The 19,285-nt window shown below is 65.8% G+C and carries 23 protein-coding genes and 1 tRNA gene; 13 read left to right on the top strand and 11 right to left on the bottom strand.

Going from position 1 to position 19,285, the window contains the following annotated elements; genetic code table 11:
* Window positions 1-30: 30 nt before the first annotated feature.
* Window positions 31-309 (bottom strand): DUF8072 family protein, encoded by a 279-nt coding sequence (locus NKJ34_RS04630; protein WP_253737107.1) that lies wholly within the window; start codon window positions 307-309, stop codon window positions 31-33.
* 195 nt (window positions 310-504) lie between these two features.
* On the opposite strand from NKJ34_RS04630, the gene NKJ34_RS04625 reads away from it, so the two are divergent.
* The 3 genes from NKJ34_RS04625 (at window position 505) to NKJ34_RS04615 (ending at window position 1,669) form a co-directional block, all read left to right on the top strand.
* Window positions 505-756, top strand: a complete 252-nt coding sequence (locus NKJ34_RS04625; protein WP_253737106.1) for a DUF8028 family protein — start codon at window positions 505-507, stop codon at window positions 754-756.
* A gap of 70 nt (window positions 757-826) precedes the next feature.
* Window positions 827-1,417 carry a DUF1684 domain-containing protein gene (locus NKJ34_RS04620; RefSeq protein WP_253737105.1) on the top strand — a complete coding sequence of 197 codons (591 nt, stop codon included), beginning with the start codon at window positions 827-829 and terminating at the stop codon, window positions 1,415-1,417.
* A 66-nt stretch (window positions 1,418-1,483) separates the two neighbouring features.
* Window positions 1,484-1,669 (top strand): DUF8178 family membrane protein, encoded by a 186-nt coding sequence (locus tag NKJ34_RS04615; protein WP_253737104.1) that lies wholly within the window; start codon window positions 1,484-1,486, stop codon window positions 1,667-1,669.
* Between the two features lie 140 nt (window positions 1,670-1,809).
* Here NKJ34_RS04615 and NKJ34_RS04610 read toward each other — a convergent pair.
* Window positions 1,810-1,961: transfer RNA gene (locus NKJ34_RS04610), tRNA-Met, on the bottom strand.
* A gap of 185 nt (window positions 1,962-2,146) precedes the next feature.
* Between NKJ34_RS04610 and NKJ34_RS04605 the strand changes: the two genes are divergently transcribed.
* Window positions 2,147-3,274, top strand: a complete 1,128-nt coding sequence (locus NKJ34_RS04605; RefSeq protein ID WP_253737103.1) for a DUF7115 domain-containing protein — start codon at window positions 2,147-2,149, stop codon at window positions 3,272-3,274.
* 7 nt (window positions 3,275-3,281) lie between these two features.
* Here NKJ34_RS04605 and NKJ34_RS04600 read toward each other — a convergent pair whose 3' ends face one another.
* Window positions 3,282-3,665: a DUF5830 family protein gene (locus NKJ34_RS04600; RefSeq protein ID WP_253737102.1), complete on the bottom strand. Its 384-nt coding sequence runs from the start codon at window positions 3,663-3,665 to the stop codon at window positions 3,282-3,284.
* Window positions 3,666-3,749: 84 nt separating this feature from the next.
* On the opposite strand from NKJ34_RS04600, the gene NKJ34_RS04595 reads away from it, so the two are divergent.
* Window positions 3,750-4,403, top strand: coding sequence for a VTT domain-containing protein (locus NKJ34_RS04595; RefSeq protein WP_253737101.1), 654 nt, complete (start codon window positions 3,750-3,752; stop codon window positions 4,401-4,403).
* A 12-nt stretch (window positions 4,404-4,415) separates the two neighbouring features.
* Here the strand turns inward: NKJ34_RS04595 and NKJ34_RS04590 are convergent, their stop codons facing one another.
* Together NKJ34_RS04590 and gpmI are read right to left on the bottom strand one after the other, a co-directional pair.
* Window positions 4,416-6,434 carry a hybrid sensor histidine kinase/response regulator gene (locus tag NKJ34_RS04590; protein WP_253737100.1) on the bottom strand — a complete coding sequence of 673 codons (2,019 nt, stop codon included), beginning with the start codon at window positions 6,432-6,434 and terminating at the stop codon, window positions 4,416-4,418.
* Window positions 6,435-6,550: 116 nt separating this feature from the next.
* On the bottom strand, window positions 6,551-8,065 hold the full coding sequence (gene gpmI / locus NKJ34_RS04585; RefSeq protein WP_253737099.1) for a 2,3-bisphosphoglycerate-independent phosphoglycerate mutase: 1,515 nt from the start codon (window positions 8,063-8,065) through the stop codon (window positions 6,551-6,553).
* 97 nt (window positions 8,066-8,162) lie between these two features.
* On the opposite strand from gpmI, the gene NKJ34_RS04580 reads away from it, so the two are divergent.
* Entirely contained in the window at window positions 8,163-8,828 is a 666-nt protein-coding gene (locus NKJ34_RS04580) for a DUF1405 domain-containing protein (RefSeq protein ID WP_253737098.1), read from the top strand.
* A gap of 101 nt (window positions 8,829-8,929) precedes the next feature.
* Window positions 8,930-9,631, top strand: a complete 702-nt coding sequence (locus NKJ34_RS04575) for an ArsR/SmtB family transcription factor (protein WP_253737097.1) — start codon at window positions 8,930-8,932, stop codon at window positions 9,629-9,631.
* A gap of 196 nt (window positions 9,632-9,827) precedes the next feature.
* Here NKJ34_RS04575 and NKJ34_RS04570 read toward each other — a convergent pair whose 3' ends face one another.
* Window positions 9,828-10,331 (bottom strand): hypothetical protein, encoded by a 504-nt coding sequence (locus NKJ34_RS04570; RefSeq protein ID WP_253737096.1) that lies wholly within the window; start codon window positions 10,329-10,331, stop codon window positions 9,828-9,830.
* A gap of 103 nt (window positions 10,332-10,434) precedes the next feature.
* On the opposite strand from NKJ34_RS04570, the gene gatD reads away from it, so the two are divergent.
* Window positions 10,435-11,718 (top strand): Glu-tRNA(Gln) amidotransferase subunit GatD, encoded by a 1,284-nt coding sequence (gene gatD / locus NKJ34_RS04565; RefSeq protein WP_253737095.1) that lies wholly within the window; start codon window positions 10,435-10,437, stop codon window positions 11,716-11,718.
* Between the two features lie 59 nt (window positions 11,719-11,777).
* Complete coding sequence (locus NKJ34_RS04560; protein ID WP_253737094.1) at window positions 11,778-12,035, top strand: hypothetical protein; 258 nt, start codon at window positions 11,778-11,780, stop codon at window positions 12,033-12,035.
* An 18-nt stretch (window positions 12,036-12,053) separates the two neighbouring features.
* Here NKJ34_RS04560 and NKJ34_RS04555 read toward each other — a convergent pair whose 3' ends face one another.
* The 3 genes from NKJ34_RS04555 to NKJ34_RS04545 form a co-directional block, all read right to left on the bottom strand.
* Complete coding sequence (locus NKJ34_RS04555) at window positions 12,054-12,473, bottom strand: universal stress protein (protein WP_253737093.1); 420 nt, start codon at window positions 12,471-12,473, stop codon at window positions 12,054-12,056.
* Window positions 12,474-12,566: 93 nt separating this feature from the next.
* Window positions 12,567-13,307: an Nmad3 family putative nucleotide modification protein gene (locus NKJ34_RS04550; RefSeq protein WP_425491758.1), complete on the bottom strand. Its 741-nt coding sequence runs from the start codon at window positions 13,305-13,307 to the stop codon at window positions 12,567-12,569.
* Window positions 13,308-13,319: 12 nt separating this feature from the next.
* Window positions 13,320-14,273 (bottom strand): acyltransferase, encoded by a 954-nt coding sequence (locus tag NKJ34_RS04545; RefSeq protein ID WP_253737092.1) that lies wholly within the window; start codon window positions 14,271-14,273, stop codon window positions 13,320-13,322.
* Window positions 14,274-14,610: 337 nt separating this feature from the next.
* Between NKJ34_RS04545 and NKJ34_RS04540 the strand changes: the two genes are divergently transcribed.
* The 3 genes from NKJ34_RS04540 to NKJ34_RS04530 all read left to right on the top strand — a co-directional run bounded on the left by NKJ34_RS04540 (window position 14,611) and on the right by NKJ34_RS04530 (window position 16,130).
* A complete protein-coding gene (locus tag NKJ34_RS04540) occupies window positions 14,611-15,405 on the top strand; it encodes a TrmB family transcriptional regulator (protein ID WP_253737091.1) in 795 nt (264 codons plus the stop codon).
* A 54-nt stretch (window positions 15,406-15,459) separates the two neighbouring features.
* Window positions 15,460-15,900, top strand: coding sequence for a CBS domain-containing protein (locus NKJ34_RS04535; protein ID WP_253737090.1), 441 nt, complete (start codon window positions 15,460-15,462; stop codon window positions 15,898-15,900).
* Window positions 15,901-15,968: 68 nt separating this feature from the next.
* Complete coding sequence (locus NKJ34_RS04530) at window positions 15,969-16,130, top strand: hypothetical protein (protein ID WP_253737089.1); 162 nt, start codon at window positions 15,969-15,971, stop codon at window positions 16,128-16,130.
* Between the two features lie 18 nt (window positions 16,131-16,148).
* On the opposite strand, the gene NKJ34_RS04525 is transcribed toward NKJ34_RS04530, so the two are convergent.
* Window positions 16,149-17,210 (bottom strand): CNNM domain-containing protein, encoded by a 1,062-nt coding sequence (locus NKJ34_RS04525; protein WP_253737088.1) that lies wholly within the window; start codon window positions 17,208-17,210, stop codon window positions 16,149-16,151.
* Between the two features lie 90 nt (window positions 17,211-17,300).
* On the opposite strand from NKJ34_RS04525, the gene NKJ34_RS04520 reads away from it, so the two are divergent.
* Window positions 17,301-17,708: an SHOCT domain-containing protein gene (locus tag NKJ34_RS04520; RefSeq protein ID WP_253737087.1), complete on the top strand. Its 408-nt coding sequence runs from the start codon at window positions 17,301-17,303 to the stop codon at window positions 17,706-17,708.
* Between the two features lie 19 nt (window positions 17,709-17,727).
* Here NKJ34_RS04520 and NKJ34_RS04515 read toward each other — a convergent pair whose 3' ends face one another.
* Window positions 17,728-19,269 (bottom strand): heme-binding protein, encoded by a 1,542-nt coding sequence (locus NKJ34_RS04515; RefSeq protein WP_253737086.1) that lies wholly within the window; start codon window positions 19,267-19,269, stop codon window positions 17,728-17,730.
* Between the last annotated feature and the right edge of the window lie 16 nt (window positions 19,270-19,285).

Genomic DNA, 19,285 nt, shown 5'->3' with positions numbered 1-19,285 from the left:
GTGGAAACTCCCGGTACCGACTGTCACCGACTATTCGGCGGCCTCGACCGACTCAACCGCGCCGATCATCGACCACTCGTCTTCGTCGACCGCCTGACGGCCGACCAGTACCGCGTCGTTGTCCTCGCTGGAGACGAGGCGATAGTCGGCGTCGTCGTCCTCACGGGTCGCTTCGGCCTGAAACTCCTGTTGGAAGAACTCGGTCCACGCCATCTCGAAGACGGCCTCGGTGCCGTCGGCTAATGTGAGCCGAACCGGCTTCGGTGTCAGGTTGTGAATCCGTTTCGCGATCGGATTGAGATCCGCCATACCGACTGTTGGCGGCCGATCGGGTAAACCGCCGCGGTTTCACTCGACTCCTGCGTCGACGCCGGGTTAGTAGGTCGTGATTACCGTACGAACGGCTCGTTCAGTTGCTGGTAAGCTGTTTCTACTGTCGCTGCAACAGTCACAAGCACGGCAAACGCTGTGTGGGGTATATTCGCTTGGCCGACCGTTTCGTGTATGGTGGTCCCACAGATGTCGTTCCCGCCCTCGTTCGGCCCCCTCGGCCGTCTCTCGAACAGTCTCCCAGCGATCGTTGCCCGCCTTCGGGCCTCGGCTTGCGGCCTCGCGTTCTGGACTGCGATCGCCCTCCCGCTTGGCTACCTGCCGCTGTTTATATTGGACGTCGGTGGCCTCTCGATAGAGATGCTCGTCGGGCTGCTCGTCGCACACGTCGTCGTGTTGGTCGTCGGTCACTCCTACCAGCAGTAGCGCGCACCGCGTCGACCCGCCGGGCGAGGCGTTCCAATGGGATTAGGTTCCCTCGGGACTGAATCGGGGTATGACAACGCCGGATGGCGACCGACCGACCGATCCCGAGAAGTGGATGGCCGAGGTACGACAGATGCGCGCCGACAAAGACGAGTTCTTCACCGACCACCCACAGTCGCCGATCGACCCCGACTACCGCGACGATTTCGAGGGCCTGAACTACTTCGAGCCCGACCCCGACTTTCGGGTCCTCGCCCGCGTACGGGTCTACGGCAACCCCGATCCGATCGAACTCGATGTGACTGCGGGCCAACCGATTCGGTATCTCCGGGCGGTGATCTTCGAGTTCGAACTCCGCGGCGAACGGATCCAGATGGCCGGCTACCGACAGGAGAGCGACGACGACCGGACGATCTTCATCCCGTTCCGCGACAAGACGACCGGTCAGCAGACCTACCACCGCGGGCGCTACATGGAGATGGAACCCGACGACGACCTCGTCAACGGCGACGTGGTCACTCTCGATTTCAACCTCGCCTACAACCCCTTCTGTGCGTACGCCGAGACGTTCGCCTGCCCGCTGCCGCCCGAGGAAAACTGGCTGGACGTTGTCGTCCCGGCCGGCGAGAAGAGCCCGCCCGAATCCATCGTCGACCAGTAACTGTCGGCGTTACTCTGTATCGACTGAAGGAGAAAGCTCAATATCGGTCGGTTCGGTCGACAGTGTATGGTAGACGTACCGAACCAGGCGGCGGTCGGTATCGGACTGATAATCGTCGGGGGGCTGCTGTTCATCCCCGGAGCTACGGTGGGATCGAGCGGCCTCGTCCTCGCGTCGCTGGTCGTCGCCGCACTGCTGTTGACCGCCGGGACCTATCTGTTCGGCACCAGCGGCTCCGGACGGTCGGTTTAGCGCCGCCACAGCACCGTCGAACTGACGATAGTAGCTAGTCGTTACCGATTGTTATCTGCTGAGACCGACAGTAGTCAGTGCTTACTACCCGCCGTCGACGGGGTCGGCGTGCTACTCGCTTCGGTTGTCGTCGGAAAGAATGGCCGGGGCGGGCTCCGAACCCGCGATCTCCGCATAACCCAGGTACGAGGCTCGGCAGGCCTCTGTGGGGCGGACGCTTCCAAGGCGGTGACCGCACCGAATCTCAGTAACCCTATGAGTGCGGCGCTATGTCCAGCTAAGCCACCCGGCCTCACCTGCCTATACCCCGATGATACTCTTTAACCTTCTCATCTCGGTCGGCTTCGTGGCGTGCGATCAGCCCCCGTATCGAGTGCCGAGTCGGAGCCACGTGGCGCTGTTGCTGGCGGTGAACAATCACGAAACACTGATACGCATACCCGCGGATTTATCAGCTACGGACGGTACCCCATCACAATGAGCCTGCCCGAGCTACTCGAGTCCGAACTGGACGGTGAACCATCGGTTGCGGAGGTCCAACTCGGCGGGGAGGACGTGCTGGTCGTCACCCCGAGCCGGACGGTCGTCTACCGCGCGGACGGACTGCTCTCCGACGAGTCCGTCGAGAGCTACCCCCACGATGCCGAGCAGGTCGACCTCTCGGTCGGCCGGCGGAAGGCCAAGCTCACCCTCGAATACGGACTCGACGGCAGCGAGACGCTGTCGTTTCCGGCCAAGCGGGTCGACAACGTCCTCCACCCGATTCTGGCAGGCGTCATCAGCGCGGCGGGGATCACCGAAGCCGGCGAGACGGTCCACAAGACGTTCCGGTTCAGCGATCTCACGCTGATCGTCACCAGCAAGCGCGTCATCAAACACATCGGCTCGCCAGTGTGGGACACCGATTTCGAGGCCTTCGAGTACGGCGGCCTGACCGACGTCGACTTCGAAGAGGGCAGCGTCGCCACGTCGGTCGTCCTCACCCACAACGGCCGGCAGAACCGGTTCAAAACCCCCAACAGCGACGCCAGAGCGGTCCGGGAGGCCATCGTCGAGGCGGTCTGTGAGTTCCACGGCGTCACCAGTATCGAGGAGCTTCGCGAGGCGATGGCCAACCAGGAAGACGCCGACGGCGAAGCCGTAGACCGGTTGGATTTCGGGGACGGTCCCGATCCACTCAGTGCGGATCCGGGTGAGTTGGAGTCGGAACCGGCCAACAGCACGCAGTCGGGCGACGGCGAGACGTCGTCGGTCGACGAGGGGCTCGTCGCCTCGCTGGAAGCCGACGACTCGACCGACGAGACGGCCAGCCACGCGGAACCGGCCGAGAACACGGAGTCGATCGACCACTCCGAGCCGACCGACCGCGAGGGATCGATCGACCACGCCGGGTCGACCGACCAGTCGCAGGCCGTCATCGAGCGCGAGGAGCCGGCCGACGCCTTCGAAGGCTCGCCGTTCGAGTCCGCCGGCCCGGTCGACGAGGACGATCTGTCGGCGCAGCTCGCGGCGCTCACCGAGACGGTCGAAGCCCAACAACAACAGCTCGCCCGACAGGCAGAGCTGATCGAAACCCTGATCGAGGAACTCCGGCGCGGCCGGTAGGCACTGTCTACTCCTCGCGGCCGACGACTTTCTTGATACACGACGAGCCGAACGGGCCGAGTTCTCCGGACTCGAACTCGATGAAGTGGCCCGTCGAAAGTCCCGCCCCACAGCGTCGACACTCGAAGTCGCCCTCGCGGACGGTCACCTGACTCTCGAACCGAACGAAGGTGCCGCCGCGGCGGGTCCGAATCCGACCGTTTTCGCGGTCGATAACGCCTCGTTTGTCGGCGGTATCGAGGATCTCTCGCGTGAGCGTTGGGTTCGTCGTGACGGTTTCGAGCCGATCGATAACCGCAGCCAAATCGAGATCGTCGGCTTCGAGATGGGCCAGCAGGTCGACGCCGAGTTCGATCGTTTCCTGCCGCGAGGATGGCTTCGGCTCGGTCACGCTCCGGCGTTCGCAATCCGATCACATAACCGTTCGTGTGTCGCCGAACACAAAGCGTATCACAGTACACGAGTGGTGAGAGGTATGCAGCGACGAACGCGTCTCGGGGTCGGGGCCGGGACGCTGCTGGCGGTCGGTCTGGCGGCGTGGGCCGGCTCGCCGGCGGCCGCGCTTGCGGGCTTCGAGGCGCTGGCGGACCGACCGCTGGCGTTCGCCGCGGCCGTGTTCGCGGTGGCGCTGGTCCGCCCGGCGTGTGCGTGGCCGACGCTCGTGGTGTCGATCGGCGTCGGCTACGCCATCGGTCTCGAGGGGTTGCCGCTCGCGCTGACCGCGCTCGTGGTCACGAGCCTGCCACCCTACTGGTTCGGGGCTTCGATGGCCGGAGGCGGTCGACTCACGGCGGCCGGTCGGCGGCTACTCGCCGAAACGGGTGGGGTTCGCGGTGTCGCGGCCGCCCGGCTGTTGCCGCTGCCGTCGGACGTGATCTCGGTGGCCGCCGGGGGGATCGGGGTTCGGCTCCGCCCGTATCTCGTCGGAACCGCCCTCGGGGAACTGCCGTGGGCGGTCCTCGGCCTCGTCGTCGGCCGGTCGGTCGACCACCTCACCACGGGGTCGCTTGCCGGCGCGGTCGACCCGTGGCTGCTGGCCGGGATGTCGGCGCTGGCGGTCCTGTTGCTCGCCGGGCCGAGCTATCGGCTCGTCGCCGACCGGCAGTCGACGCCGTCGGCCGTCGAGTAGCTTGGTCGGCGGTTACAGTTCATCGAGCGACGAGCGGAGCCACTCGATGGTGGCAGCCGTCGGGGAGTCCCCATCCGCGTGGCCCGTGCCGTCGACGACGAACTCGAAGCGCGCGCCGCCGGAGCGACTCTCGGTGACGTGGACCGACCAGCCGTGTGCGTCGGCGATCGAGTCGACGATCGCCAGCCCGAAGCCGGTGCCGTCGCTACCGGAGTAGCCGTGGTCGAACACGTGCTCGCGGTCCGCCGGCGGGATCCCCGGACCGTCGTCGGCGACGTAGAACCCGCCATCGGTGGGGCCGACCGTCACCGTCAGTCCCTCGCCGGCATGGTCGGTGTCGGCGGTCGTCCCGTGTTCGAGCGCGTTCCGAAACAGGTTCTCGAAGACGTGTCTGAGCTTGCCGGCGTCCGCCTGGATCGTCGTCTCGCCGTCGACGACCAGCTCCGCGCCCTCCGTCTCGACGCCCTCCCAGCACTCGGTGGCGATCGACTGCAGGGAGACCGGCTCGGTCGTCTCGACGAACGTCCCCTGACGGGCCAGCGTGAGGACGTCGTCGATGATCGTCGCCATCCGGTCGTGGTTCTCGGCGACCGCCTCGAAGTGTTCGTCCGCGCCGGTCTCCCGTGCCATCTCGAGGTGGCCGGAGGCGACGTTGAGCGGGTTCCGGAGGTCGTGGCTGGCGACGCTGGCGAACCGTTCGAGCTGCGTGTTCTGCCGTTCGAGCCGCGCCTCGTAGCGATGCCGTTCGAGTTCGGAGCCGAGCCACGTGGCGAGGGTTTTGACCGTCGACTGCTGGGCCTCCAACACCAGCTCCTCGCGGGGCTCCTCGCCGCCGAAACAGAGCGTTCCGAAGACCTCGCCGTTGATGACGATCCGCGCGCCGACGTAACACCGCAGCCCGAAGTGCTCGAAGGCGGGGTCGTCGGCCCACCCCTCCCGAGGCGCATCGCTCACGATCGTCGGCTCGTCGCTCGTCACGGTTCGGCGGCAGTAGGTCCGTTCGATCGGGTCGGTCGCACCGGGCTGGATCGCGTCGTGGTCGCCGACCGCGGCGATGATCCGCTGTGTGTCGTCGTCGATCCGGGTGAGGTACCCCAGCGGGTAGTCGAGGTGGGTCGCCCCGATATCGAGCAGCGACTCGATTTTCGACTGGAGATCCGTGGTTTCGTCGGCGACCTCCGCGTAGAGCCGTTCGAGCGTCTCGGCGGAGCGTTCGATCTGTTCCTCTAGGAGGCACCGTCGGGTGACGTCCCGCTGGATCCCGACGAACTGTTCGAGTTCGCCGTCGGCGTCGGTGACCGGCGCGATGGTCTGGTGAGCCACGTACTCCTCGCCGCTCTTGGTTTCGTTGACGACTTCCTCCTCCCAGACGTTGCCGTCGAGGATCGTCGCCCACAGTTCCTGATAGTAGCCTTCGTCTTGCGCGCCGGATTTGAGGATCCGCGGCGTCCGGCCGACGGCCTCGGACCGCGAGAAGCCGGTCAGCTCCTCGAAAGCCGGGTTGACGTACTCGATCGTCCCCTCGATGTCGGTGAGCAGGATCGCGTCGGCGGCGTGCTCGACGGCGTTTTCGATCCCATCACGGGTCGACAGTCGCCGGCGCTCGGCCAGCGCGGCGGCCACCCGGTCGACCAGCCGCTCCGAGGGGATCCCATCGACCGGAACGTAGTCGGTGACCCCCGCGGCCGTCGCCTCGCTGGCCAGTCGCTCCGAGCCATCACCGACCGCCAACACGAACGGGAGCCCCGGAGCCCGGTCGCGGACGCGCTCGCTGAGCGCGATCCCGTCGGTATCGGGGAGTTCGTAGCGACTCACCACGCAGTCGGCCGCCGCAAGCGACTCGCCCAGCGCCGCGCCACTCTCGGCGGCCCGTACCGCGACCGGATCGAGCGCCGCTGCGAGCCGCGTGGTCTCGGTCTCGCGCCGCCCCTCGTCGCCGTCGACGTAGAGGACGGTCGGCTCCGCGGACGAACGCCCAGCGGGCGGCGACCGCGTCTCGTGGCCGTGCCGAGCCGAACGGTCGTTGCTCATCGGCTAGACTGTTCGGAATGCAGGTGTTAAACATCAGTACGCTTCCCATCAGATGAGAAAATAGTCGTCCGGAGTGGCCTGTTCGGTCGACCCGACGGTTCTCGCCTGCGGGCGGGCTACTGCAGGAGCGATTCGCCGGTCATCTCCGCGGAGCGATCGAGATCCATCACGTCGAGCAGCGTCGGTGCGAGATCACAGAGCGCGCCACCCTCCCGGACGGTGTGGCCGCCGTCGTCGCCGTCGGGCGTGAGATAGATCACCGGCGCGGGGTTGAACGTGTGGGCGGTGTGGGGGTCGTCGGCGGTCCCCATGTCGTCGGCGTTGCCGTGATCGGCGGTGATCACCGCGTGACCGCCCGCCGCGTGGATGGCCTCAACCAGCCGCCCGAGCTGTTCGTCGACGGCCTCCACCGCGGTGATGGCGGCCTCGTAGTCGCCGGTGTGGCCGACCATGTCGGGGTTGGCGTAGTTGCATACCAACAGGTCTGGGTCGTCGGACTCGATCACCGAGATCGCCGTATCGGTCACCTTCTCGGCGTGCATCTCCGGCTGGAGGTCGTAGGTCGGTACGTCGGGGCTCTTGACGATCTCGCGGCGCTCGCCGTCGAACTTGACCTCACGGCCACCGTTGAGGAAGTAGGTCACGTGGGCGTACTTCTCGGATTCGGCGAGCCGGAGTTGGGTGAGTCCGGCATCCGAAACGATCTCCCCGAGGGTGTTCTCTGGCTGCTGTGGCGGGTAGGCCACCGGCAGGTCGAACGTTTTGTCGTACTGGGTCATCGTCACCAGTTCGATGTCGGGGGGATGGGTCTCGATATCCCAGACGGGGTCGATGTCGGCGAGCATCCGTACCAGTTGGCGGGCTCGATCGGCCCGGAAGTTGATGAAGACCACCGCATCGCCGTCGGCGAGGGCGGGGCCCCCCTCTATCAGTGTCGGCTCGACGAACTCGTCGGTCGCCCCGCGCTCGTAGCTCGCCTCGACGGCGTCGACGGCCGTCTCGGCGGTATACTCGGCCTCGCGGTTGACGATCGCGTCGTAGGCCTTGTTCGTTCGCTCCCAGTTTTGGTCCCGATCCATCGCGTGATAGCGACCCGAGACGGTGGCGACATCGCCGGTACCGTGTGTGGCGGCCGCCTCGGCGACGGTTTCGAGGTGGCCCGCCCCGGAGTGGGGGGCGGTGTCCCGGCCGTCGGTGAAGGCGTGGGTGACCGCCTCGATATCCCGATCGCCGGCGAGTTCGATCAGGGCTTCGAGGTGGGTAATATCGGAGTGGACCCCGCCGTCGCTGACCAACCCCATGAAGTGGACCCGGCCGTCGTGGGCCTCGGCGTAGTCGAACGCGGCGTTGAGCGCCTCGTTGTCACGGAAGCTGCCGTCGGCGATGGAGTCCTGAATCCGTGTAAAGGACTGCTTTACGACCCGGCCCGCGCCGATGTTGAGGTGGCCGACCTCGCTGTTTCCCATCTGTCCCTCCGGGAGGCCGACCGCTCGGCTGTGTGTCTGGAGGGTGCCGAACGCCCCTGCCTCGCGGAGCCGATCGAAGGTCGGCGTCTCGGCGGCGCGGACGGCGTCGCGGTGGTCGTGGTCGCCGAGTCCCCAGCCGTCGAGTACGATAAGTGCGCCTCGCATGGGTGGACCTCGCCCGCCGCGATTAATTACCTTTGCTTCATGTCGTCGACTGTCTCGGACGGAAACGGGTTTGAGGCGGACCCACGAACCCACTCGTATGCCGGATCGTGAGCCACGGACGCCGACCCCCCGTCGACCCCTCCCATACCGGTACGCCGAGGCGTATCTCTCCGACGGCCCGAGTTTGGTCGCCCTGCTGGTGGTCACCGCGACTGCCTTTCTGGTCGGCGTGCGGTTCTACGTCGACACCATGCCCGGCGTGCCGACGCTGCTGTGGCCGCTGTATGCGGATTCGCCGACCGCCATCGCGCTGGTGACGCTATCGCTGGCGACCCTGTTGCCGAACCTCGGCAGTCGGCTCCGTGAGGCTCCGATCAACCGCCCGCTGGCGTATCTCCACACGCTGGCGTTCGTCTGGCTCGTCAAGTACGGCCTCTGGACGGCTATCGCGCTGAATCTTCGCCCCGAACGCTACGTCGGCTTCGATCCGGCGGCACTCTACGACTACTGGTTCATCATCGGCACCCACCTGCTGTTCGTCCTGTTGGCGTTCGCAATCCTCCACTACGGCCGGACGACGAAGGGTGCCCTCGGGCTCTCGCTTTTGCTCCTTGGTGTCAATGATCTGGTCGACTACGGGTTCGGTCTCCATCCGCCGCTCCGCTACGAACCGGGTGGCGTGTTACCGAGCCTGACAGTCGCCCTCTCGGTCGGTGTCGTCGCGCTGGCGGCCTGGCAGTTCGATACGCATCATGGACAGTGACAGTCTGCAATCGCTGTACAGTGTGGCGGTTGTAGTCGACCCGTGGCGTCTGTCACTCACACGGTAGACAACGTTTTATTCGCGGTCACGTAATCTCGGGTATGGATTCGGCGGTACTCTTGGATCTCCTCGGCAACGAGAACCGTCGACGGATCCTCCGGCTGCTTTCCCAGAAACCCTGTTATGTCACCGAGATTAGCGACTATCTCGGGGTCAGTCCCAAGGCGGTCATCGACCACCTCCGCAAGCTGGAGGAGGCGGGGCTGATTGAGAGCCGGACCGACGACCAGCGCCGGAAGTACTTCCACATCACCCGGAGCCTCCGCTTGGAGGTCGACCTCTCACCACACAGTTTCGGCGCGAAAAGCGCCTATCCGGCGAGTTCGACGCTGGATATGTCCGGACGGTGTCCTCATCTCTCGCTCGACGAGGTGGTCACAAACGGCTGTGGCCCGGCCGAGGGTGACCACGCCGACGACCGGGACGACGGGCGCGAGATCGAGTCACTCGCCGCGGAGTTCGGCCGGCTCCAGTCGCTCGATCGGGAGCTATCACTGGCCCAGCGGTGGGTGCACGGTCGGCTCACCGAGACGCTCGACGAGCTGACCGAACGTACCGGTATCGACGCCGACGGCCGGTTCTATGCCAAGATCCTGGCCGCCATCGCCGAGGGCGACAGTTCGACGGAAGCAATCGAGGCCGCGCTGAACGCCCCGCCGGAGGCCGTCGATCAGGCGCTCCGCCGGCTCGCGGAGGCCGGTATCCTGCGGCGGGACGGCGAGCAGTGGACGATCCGGGGCTGACGACGCCGTCCCGTCGGCCGCGATCGCTCGCAGGTCACCGCCGTGGGAGGCGACGAACACGGTGCCGCCTCGATTGCTGGTGCTATCCGAACACCGGCAAAGACCATCTCCGGGATCGTCCGTTCGACGCCGCGCTGCCGCCACCGCTCGCTCCCGACGACTGGATCGAGGCGGCGGGCAGCGTCGACCCGGACCATCAGATCTCTCGGGTCAGCCCATCGCGGAGATCCCGGCCGAAGTAGTGACCGAGAAGGGCGACGACCACGCCAAGACCGACGCCGAGGCCGCCGAAGGCGAGACCGTACTCCCTGAAAAACCGCATCCCGACCGGGAGGACGCCGGTCGTCAGCAGGCTCGCCGCGAAGCTCAGCCCGACGATCCCGCCGCCGGCGAGTGCGGTCTCCAGATACCGTCGCTCGCTGGCCACGAGGCCGATGGCGAACGCGGCGACGAACAGCCCACCCAGCGACCCGAGGGTGCCGACAAATGGGATCGCCCCGCCGCCGACGACGCCGACAGCGATCAGGACCGTCGACAGCAGAAACGCTTTGAGCGAAAACAGCCCCGCGAGTCGACCGGCCGAACCGTCGCTCTCGCCGACGGCTTCGGCGTCGGACCCCGAACGATCGCCAGCCACCTCGCCGCTGTGGATGTCATCGTCGACGATCTCGTCGAGCACCTCCTCGTCGGAACGCGCCATACCCACCGTTCGCGGTCCGGATGTATGGCTGTTGTGCCGTGGTCGGCGGCGAGTGCCGGCTCGAAAGGGTGGTTTCAAGTCGGCCGCTGGGCAAGCCCTCGGTATGAATCCAGGGGACCGGATCCGTGTCACCCACGCGGGCGTCGAAAACGAGGGCGTGTTGATGCCCTCCTCGACGGCCGACCACCTCGTACTGAAGCTCGACGGCGGCTACAACATCGGTATCGACCGCGACGACGCGACGGTCGACGTGCTCGAAACCGACGTGTACGATGTCGGCGACGAGGACAAGCCGGACGACGACGGCGTCTCGGAGATCGAGTTCGACGACGATCTGCCGACCGTGTCGCTCATTTCGACCGGCGGAACCATCGCCTCGACGGTCGACTACCGAACCGGCGCGGTCACCGCGCAGTTCACTGCCGAAGACGTCCTCCGGGCGGTTCCGGAACTCGCCGGGCGCGCCAACTACCGGGGGCGTGTCGTCGCCAACATCCTCAGCGAGAACATGGACCCCTCCATCTGGCAGCAACTCGCTCGGGCGGTCCACGAGGAGATCGAGGCCGGCGCGGACGGCGTCGTCGTCATGCACGGCACCGACACGATGCAGTACTCCGCGTCGGTGCTCTCCTTTATGCTCGATACCCCCGTGCCGATCGTCTTCACCGGCAGCCAGCGGTCGGCCGACCGGCCGTCCTCCGACAACGTGATGAACGCGGTCTGTGCGGTCGAGGCTGCCAAACACGACTGTGCGGAAGTGCTACTCTGTATGCACGCCTCGGCCAGCGACGAGCAGTGTGCGCTCCACCGTGGGACCCGCGTCCGCAAGAACCACACCTCGCGTCGGGATGCCTTCGAGACCGTCGGCAACCGGCCGCTGGCGACAGTCGACTACGCCGACGCCCGTGACGACGGGGCGGACGGCGAGACCGCCGACGCCTTCGATTTCAACCGCGAATACGCCGAGCGTGGCGCGGTCGACCTCGCACTCGCAGACGATCTCGACCCCGAGGTCGAACTCGTCAAGTTCACCCCCGGCATGGACCCCGCTGCGTGGGACTACCTCGACGACAAGGCGGGCGTGATCATCGAGGGCACCGGCCTCGGCCACGTCCACACCGATCTGATCCCGCGGATCGAGGCGTTGGTCGACGACGGGACGGTTGTCGCCATGACGAGCCAGTGTCTCGAAGGCCGCGTCTGCGACCGGGTGTACGACACCGGCCGCGATCTCCTCGACGCCGGTGTTGTCGAAGCCGGTGACACCCTCCCCGGGACGGCGAAAGTCAAACTCATGTGGGCACTGGCGAACCGTGACGATCCCGCCGCGGCGATGGAACGATCACTGGCCGGCGAGATCACCGAAGAGTCCCAACCGTGGCGGTAGGCACCGACTAACGGTCGCCGAACCGCTGGGTTCTTTCCCCTCACCGAACAGGAGTTGCTATGGACTACCCCTTCGATCCGCTCGTCGTTTCGGTCTTCCTCGATCGCCCGATTTTGGCCGTGATCTACCTGATTACGGTCGCCGTCTCGCTGTGGCTGTTTCGTGACGCGCTCCGCCGCGGCAAGTCGGTCGTCGTCGCCGCAGGCTGGGCTATCGGCGGGCTCGTCCTCCCAGCAATCGTCCATTTCGCCTACCTGTATCTCCGGCTCAAAACCGAGGGAACCGTAACCGAACCGCCGGTCGGCGGCCCCGACTGAGGCGTCGGTAGTCGACGGCTACTGGCCCTCGACGGGGAGCATCACGACCGGGGTGTCGCTTTTGGCGAGCAGCGAGGTCCGCACGCCGCCCGCCAAGAGATCGAACCACGCGCTACCGCCGCGGGAACAGAAGACGACCGCCGAGGCGTCGGCTGCCTCGGCGGCCTCCAAGATAGTGTCGACGATCGAGTCGCCGTGGGACAGTTCGGAATCGACCGTCATTCCGTCGGCGGCCGCCAGCGACTCGAACCGCTCGATTGCCTCGTGGGCACGGTTTGTCTCGGCTTCGGGTGCGTCCTCGCCAAGTACGTGGATCACGAGCGGTCGACACACCGCGGGATCACCGTGGGCGACCAGCGCGGGATAGGTCGCCGCGGCGTCGTCCTCCCCGGCGATCGGGACGACCGGCCGTTTAAGTAGGTCGTCGCTACTCGGCATGAGTCAGCGCCTCCATCGGGCGGTCGACAGCAATGACACGTAGCTGCTGTACATACCGGCCGTTCAGCCACGACTGGCATAGTTCTTTGCTGCTCAAATCGGGACCTCGCCGTCGACGATCGCTCGGAGCCGGTCGGTCGCCTCGGCGTCGAACCACAGGCGTCGACGCCACCACGGTCCCTTCCCGGAGTCGTTCGAGAGGCCCGTGACGAGTCGGTTGGCGGTGGCACCCGCCTCGGGAGCACTCAGCGGGACCGCCCGGTCGAACAGCCGCGAGTCGTCGGTGCCGACCACCAGCACCTTCGCGTCGAAGGGGTCGCGCTCGCAATGGGCGTTGGATGCGACGCCGTGGCGATCGAACGCCGAGAGGTCGGCACAGGCCTCGGCATCGAACACGCGGTCGACGCGGAACTCGCCGATCAGATACGCACCCCAGTCGGGAGCCACCCAGTCGACCGGCGGACCGGTGTCGACCCCGGCGGGTGGCTCGTGGCGGGTGAGCGTGGCATAGAAGAACAGCGAGTCGCCCGGCTCCAACGCCGCCAGCGGCCCGGCTTTGACGCCGTGTTCGTCGCCGTAGGTGTACCGGCTGCAGGCGGGATACTCGGCGAACTCCGGATCGAGATGAACCCGCCGGTCGTGGAGGTTGTCGTCGACCGAGAACGGCAGCGGATCGAGCTTCGGGAGGAGGTCGCCGTACGTCGGCACCGTCTCGACGGTCGGTTCGCGTTCGGGGATCGGGAGGTAGACGAACTGCCCGTCGGGGTAGATCGGGCCACGAAACCCCGGGAGGTTGGTGTTGGCAGCGACGTTGATCGCGATACTTTTGGCCACGGGCAGGGGTGGTTACTCGGCGTCCGGTTGGTTGGGGTCCGGCTCGTCGGGGATCGCTGGCTCGGCGTCCGGCGGCGACAGCGACCGCTGGAACTCGTCGAAGATCTCGATCTCGTTGTCGATCTCGTATTCGATCTCGCGGTCGGCCTGCCGATTCGGGAGTCGACCGTCGTCGACCGGTTCGGCTGCCGACTCCCAGCCGGGTTTGATTTTGACGCTCTTGGCCGCCATCCCGACGGCCACGTGGTGGTCGGGCACGTCGCCCTGAACCACGGCGCGAGCGCCGACGATGGCGTTCTCGCCGATGCGGCAGCCCGCTCGGATCATCGCGTCGTAGGTGAGACGGGCATCGTCCTCGACGACGGTGTGGTAGTTCCGAACCGCAGTCTGGTCGACGACGTCGTGGTCGTGGCTGTAGATGTGGACGCCGTCGGAGATCGACGCCCGGTCGCCGATAGTGAGTTTGCCGCGGTCGTCGAGGTGGACGTCATCGTGGATTACGGTATTGTCGCCGACGGAAATGTTGTGGCCGTAGGTGAACGTGATTCCCTTGAAAAAGCGGCAGTTGTCACCGCACTCCTCGAAGAGGTGATCGGCGAGCATCCGACGGAACTGGAGGGCGAACTCGACGTTGTCGGCCATCGGCGTCGCGTCGAACTGTCGCCAGAGCCACTGGAGGTGTTTGGATCGCTGGAACTTCTCCTCGTTTTTCTCGGCGTAGTACTCGGCTTCGACGGTCGCGTTGCATGGGTCGTACCCCTGGAGACGAACTCTGGTCGCCGGCGAGACCGACTGGCCGGCCTGCCAGGCCTCGTAGGCTTGTCTGTCGCCGAACAGGTCGACCAGCACGTCCTCGACGACCGCGCAGGTCTCTTCGTCCGAGGACAACCGCTCGTCGACCTCGTCGATGAACCCTCGGACACCCACGGCCGCGTCCGCGGGTAGAGACACGTGTCGCTTCGTCATTGTACAAATGAACGACCGCGAGTATATAAAGGAATTCGGTTGTGCATGCCGGCGTCGACACCGGTCGAAGCGTGACTGTACGGTGGGCAGTCACGCCCGTGGTACGCTCGGTAGCTGGTTGGGACCGGGATACCGGCGGCGTACCACGGGCGAACGTATGCAAAACGGGCACTAATATGTGATTATTCGAGTTACATACTCAGCGGTCGGACGCGGCGTGGTGTGGGGCGACTGCCAGCGCCGATTTTGATTCAGTGTTGTCATGAAAGCCAACTCATTTTTGTATTCGGTAACAACGCACAGGTCATGCCGGTTCAGCCGGCGATGGTTGGGACCCATGAACGATACCGGTACCTCCGCAGACGTTGTCGAACAGCTACAGCAGTTCGGACTGAAGACGTACGAGGCCCAGTGTTTCGTGGCGCTTTCGCGGGTGCCACAGGCAACCGCCCGGGAGATCAGCGAGATCAGCGACGTGCCGCGAACACGGGTGTACGACGCCGTCGAAGTCCTCGAAACGAACGGACTCGTCACGGTCCAACACACCAACCCACAGGTGTTTCGCGCGGTCGAAATCTCCGAGGCCGTCGACACGCTCCGTCGAACCTACGAATCGCGGCTCCGGTCGGTCGAGGAGTCGCTGGAAACGATCGATCCCATCACTCTCGAAGAGACGACCGACGTCGAGACGGAGGTGTGGAGTCTGTCCGGCGCGGAAGCGATCACCACCAGAATCGAGCGGCTGCTGTCGGCGGCCGACAGCGAGGTCCGGTTGCTCGCCGCCACCGGGGTCGACGACTCGGTAGCCGGCGAGTTGGCGGCCGCTGCCGACCGCGGCGTGACCACTGCCGCCGGCGTGATCGACGACGACGGGCTCTCGACGCCCGATGTTCCGGCCGTCGACTCGCTCGGCATCGACGTCTCGCCGGTCGACGAACTCGGCTTTCCTCCCGTCGCCCTGCCGTCGGCCGAAGCCGTACTCTCGTCGCTCCTGTTGGTCGACGGCCGACGGGCGCTGGTTCGGACGACCCCGACGCCGACCGGCGACAACGAGCGGGCGATCTGTGCGGCCGGCGAGACCAATGGGGTCGTGGTGTTCGTCCACCACCTGCTGACCCCGATCAACCGGTGATGCGGGGTCGACCGGCAGAAAAAACGAAGACAGTGGCTCTCCAACATCGGCGGTATGCGCGTCAAAGAGCTGATGAGTCGGGATGTCGTGACGGTCCCGGCGGGAGCCACGATGAAGGGCGCGGCCGGCCAGATGCTCCACAACGACGTCGGCTGTGTGATCGTCATCAACGACGGGACGCCGGCCGGAATCGTCACCGAGATGGACGCCCTCCGGGTCGGCTACGCGACCAACCGTCCCTTCGAGCAGGTGCCGGTCCGGAAGGTAATGAGTCGGCCGCTTGTCACCATCGAGCCGAGGAAAACCGTCCAGGTCGCCATCGGTCGGATGCGCCAAAAGGGGATCAAGAAGTTGCCCGTGGTCTCGGGGTTCGATCTCGTCGGCATCCTGACGATGACCGACATCATTATGAACCACGGCGAACTCCTCAACGAGGCCCGGAGCCTCGAAACCGGCCACGGCCCCCGTGACCCCGACGAGTGGCGCGGCGGCTAGGGACGTCGTCGACGCCAGCAATCGGCCCGAACTGCATGTATAAAAGTACTCATCGACTACTGAAGTGTATGCTTCGCTCGTTGCTGAAATTGACGGCGATAACTCACACGATCCTCGCCGCAGCCGTGGTGGCCCACAGCCGGCTGACCGACCGTGAGGCCGGGATCTGGATCCCGCTGACGCTCGGATTCGGGCTGTTCGGCGTCGCCGGCTACCTGCTCGACGGGTAGCCCGACGGATTCGACCCACTATTTCGGCCCGCCGAGTTCGATCTCCAGTGGATCCTCGATATCGCCGACGACCGCTTCGAGGACGTCGGTCGCAGTGATTAGCCCCACTAACTCCCCGTCGTCGACCACGACCGCGAGTTCGTGGCCCTCGTCCTGCAACCGGTCGACCGCGTCGCTGACGTGCATCTCGGCCGGCAGTTCGAGCAGTGGGACCGCGAGCGATTCGAGGGTGGTCTCTCCCGCCCGGAGGTCGTCGATGGCGTCTACGATCGTCGGAACGTAGATGACGCCGACAGGCTCGCCGTCCGCACCGAGCACTGGAAACCGGGTGTGCGGACTCGCTCCGATCCGGTCGAGCGTCTCGTCGACCGACTCGGTCGTCGAGAGGAAGGCGACATCCTCGGCGTGAGTCATCACGTCTGCGATCGGGATCTCGCCGATAGTGAAGGCATTGAGAACCTCTTCCATACGCTCCCGCGGGAGATCACCGCTGTCGAGCAGCGAGGTGAGGCGGTGGCGAAGCTCCGCGCGCGACTGGACGCGGTCAGTGTTGGTCTCGAGCCACGCGCCGGTCATCTCGACGCCGAACAGTCGGAGGGTCCATTTGGCGACGCCATCGCCGACCCAGATGGCCGGATAGATCAGTTTGGTGAACCAGTAGAGAAACGGTGTCCCGTAGCGGGCGACGAATCGGGTGCGCTCGACCCCGAGGTAGGTCGGCGTCTGCTCGCCGTGGGTCAGGTGGAGGAGGTTGATGATGCCGAAGGCGACCAGCCCAGCGGCCCCGATCGACGCGAGCACCGTGTTCTCGAACAGCGGCGACAGCACCGTCGACAGCGCGGGTTCGGCGATGATCCCGACGGCGATGCTGGTCGCGCTGATACCGACCTGACAGCTCGTCAGGTAGATCTCTAGATCGGTCGTCATCTCCCAGGCTCGTCGGAGGCCGGGGGCGTCGAACGCCGACTCGTCGTACTGCCGGACTCGGGTGAGGGCGAACTCCGTGGCGACGAACACCGCGTTCGCGGCGATGAGAGCCACCCCTGCGAGCAGTCGAAGGCCGACTTCGAGACCGTTCATACCCGGCTGTTCCATCCCGACTACCAAACGCCTGTGGGTGGCCGTTCCGGGCGACGAAACGGGTAAGTGGACGCCAGCCGAACTCGAAACATGTCGATCGAGTCCCGCGTCGAAGCGGGCGGGCGGTGGGTACTGCAGTCGCCGCTGTGGACCGGAGTGGCGGTGACGCTGTTTTTCGTCCTCCCGACGCTGGTGATTCCGGGGGTTCCGCTGTGGGTCTCGGCGGCGCTGGCAGTCACGCTCGGCCCGCCGATCATTGTCGGACTGTACGTGATCTACGGGACCTACCGCTGGCTGGTCGACGCTCCGGACGCCGACACCGAGTCAGTAGACGAGCCCACCGATCCGGTCGACCGGCTCAAACACCGGTATGCGCGCGGCGAAATCGACGAGTCGACCTTCGAGCGGCGGCTCGAAACGCTGCTCGAAACCGACGAACTCACTCGGGAGTTAGACCGGCGCGACCGGATCGAGGTCGACTTCGAACGGCGGCAATAAAACGGGGGTACCGTGAGCGTCAGGCCAAAAAGACGTGCCGCGGGCGGTCGGCCAACACGTCACGGCCCCACTGGACGGTGTCGCGGAACGCATCCGAGCCGAAAAAGCCCATGGCGTCCTCCTGAGAGGCCCACTGGCTGGCGATGAACATGTCGTTCTCGTCTTCGTGGTTGACCATCAGATCAGTGTCCATGTGACCCTCGGTCTCGGCGAGTACCTCGCCGACGGTGTCGAACTTGTCGACGAACTCCTCCCGTGAGTCGGGTTTGACCGTGTAGAACATCCCCATCGTCCCGAAGCCGGATTCTTCACCTGCTCGCTCAACGACCTCCGGGAGTTCCGAGAGGAACCCGGCGGCGGTGTCGGCGGCGCTGGCAGTCTCCCAGATGGAGACAACCGCTCGTCGACTCCCGTCGCGGGCCCCGTAGACCGCGGTCTTGACGTGGGTGTCGTAGTGGTCGAAGTTCGCCCGGAGGCCGTCTACTTCCTCGAACAGTTCCTCGGTGTCGGCTTCCGAGTACAGCACCGTCGCGTACACGTCCTCGCCGTGGGGTTTGCCGGCGTAGATGTCCAGATCGGCCAACTCGCCGCGGATCGACTCCTCGTCGGCCGGATCCTCGGTCTCCGGTTCGGCGTGATGGCCCTCGCCGCCGTGGCTGTGGTCCCCTCCGTGGCCGTGACCCTCGCCGTGGCCGTCGCCGTGACCGTGGCCGTCGCCATGGCCATGGCCCTCGCCGTGACCCTTGCCGTGGCCGTGGTGGCCGCCCTCGTCGCCGGTCGGCACCGTCTCGCCGGCGAAGTAGGCATCGAGGTCGGCGACGGGGAACCGTCGCCCGACGTAGAAGGTGTCGAACTCGCCGTACTTCGAGGTGGCCTCGTCGAACCGCATCTCGTAGACGACGTTTTTGATCTCGACGGGATCCTCGGCGAACAGCGTCACGCCCCACTCGTGGGAGTCGAAGCCGACCGAGGAGGCGATGATCTGCTTGATCTTCCCGGCGAAGGATTTCCCGGTTTTCCCGTGGCCGCGCATCATGTCGGCGCGCTCTTCGAAGGGAAGTGTGTACCAGTTGTGTTCGGGGCCACGACGCTTGCTCATCGGGTAGAAACAGACGTACTCGTCGTCCGGAATGTCGGGTTTGAGTTTACCTTCGATGTAGTTTCTGAGCCCGGCGTCGACGTCCTCGATGTCGCCCTTGAAGTAGTCGTCCGAGACGTAGCCCGAGACCTCCGTCACCGAGAGATAAGAGGTCGGCTGGGTCGTGAAGCCGGCCAGCGGCGTCTGTTCGAACTGGCGTTCGGCCCGCGACAGTGCATCGAGGCTCGACCGGAAGTGGACGATCATGAAGTCGGCCTTGTCGCCGAGGATCGAGAAGATCGCCGTTGCGCCTTCACCGTCGTCGACGTCGGCCAGCGACTCGTGAGCCGCGAGATACTCCTTTCCGGCGGCGAGTGCCCGCTCGCGTTCGTGTTCGGGGGCCTCACGCCACGCGTCCCAGTCGATCGACCGGAAATCGTGCAGCGAGTACCACCCTTCGTCCGTCTGTGGGACTTCGACCATGCGTGGTATAGGGCCT

The sequence above is a fragment of the Halohasta salina genome (assembly GCF_024178165.1).
GTDB lineage: Archaea > Halobacteriota > Halobacteria > Halobacteriales > Haloferacaceae > Halohasta > Halohasta salina.
Note: the sequence above shows the minus strand (reverse complement) of the source record. Positions and strands in the feature narration are given on the sequence as shown.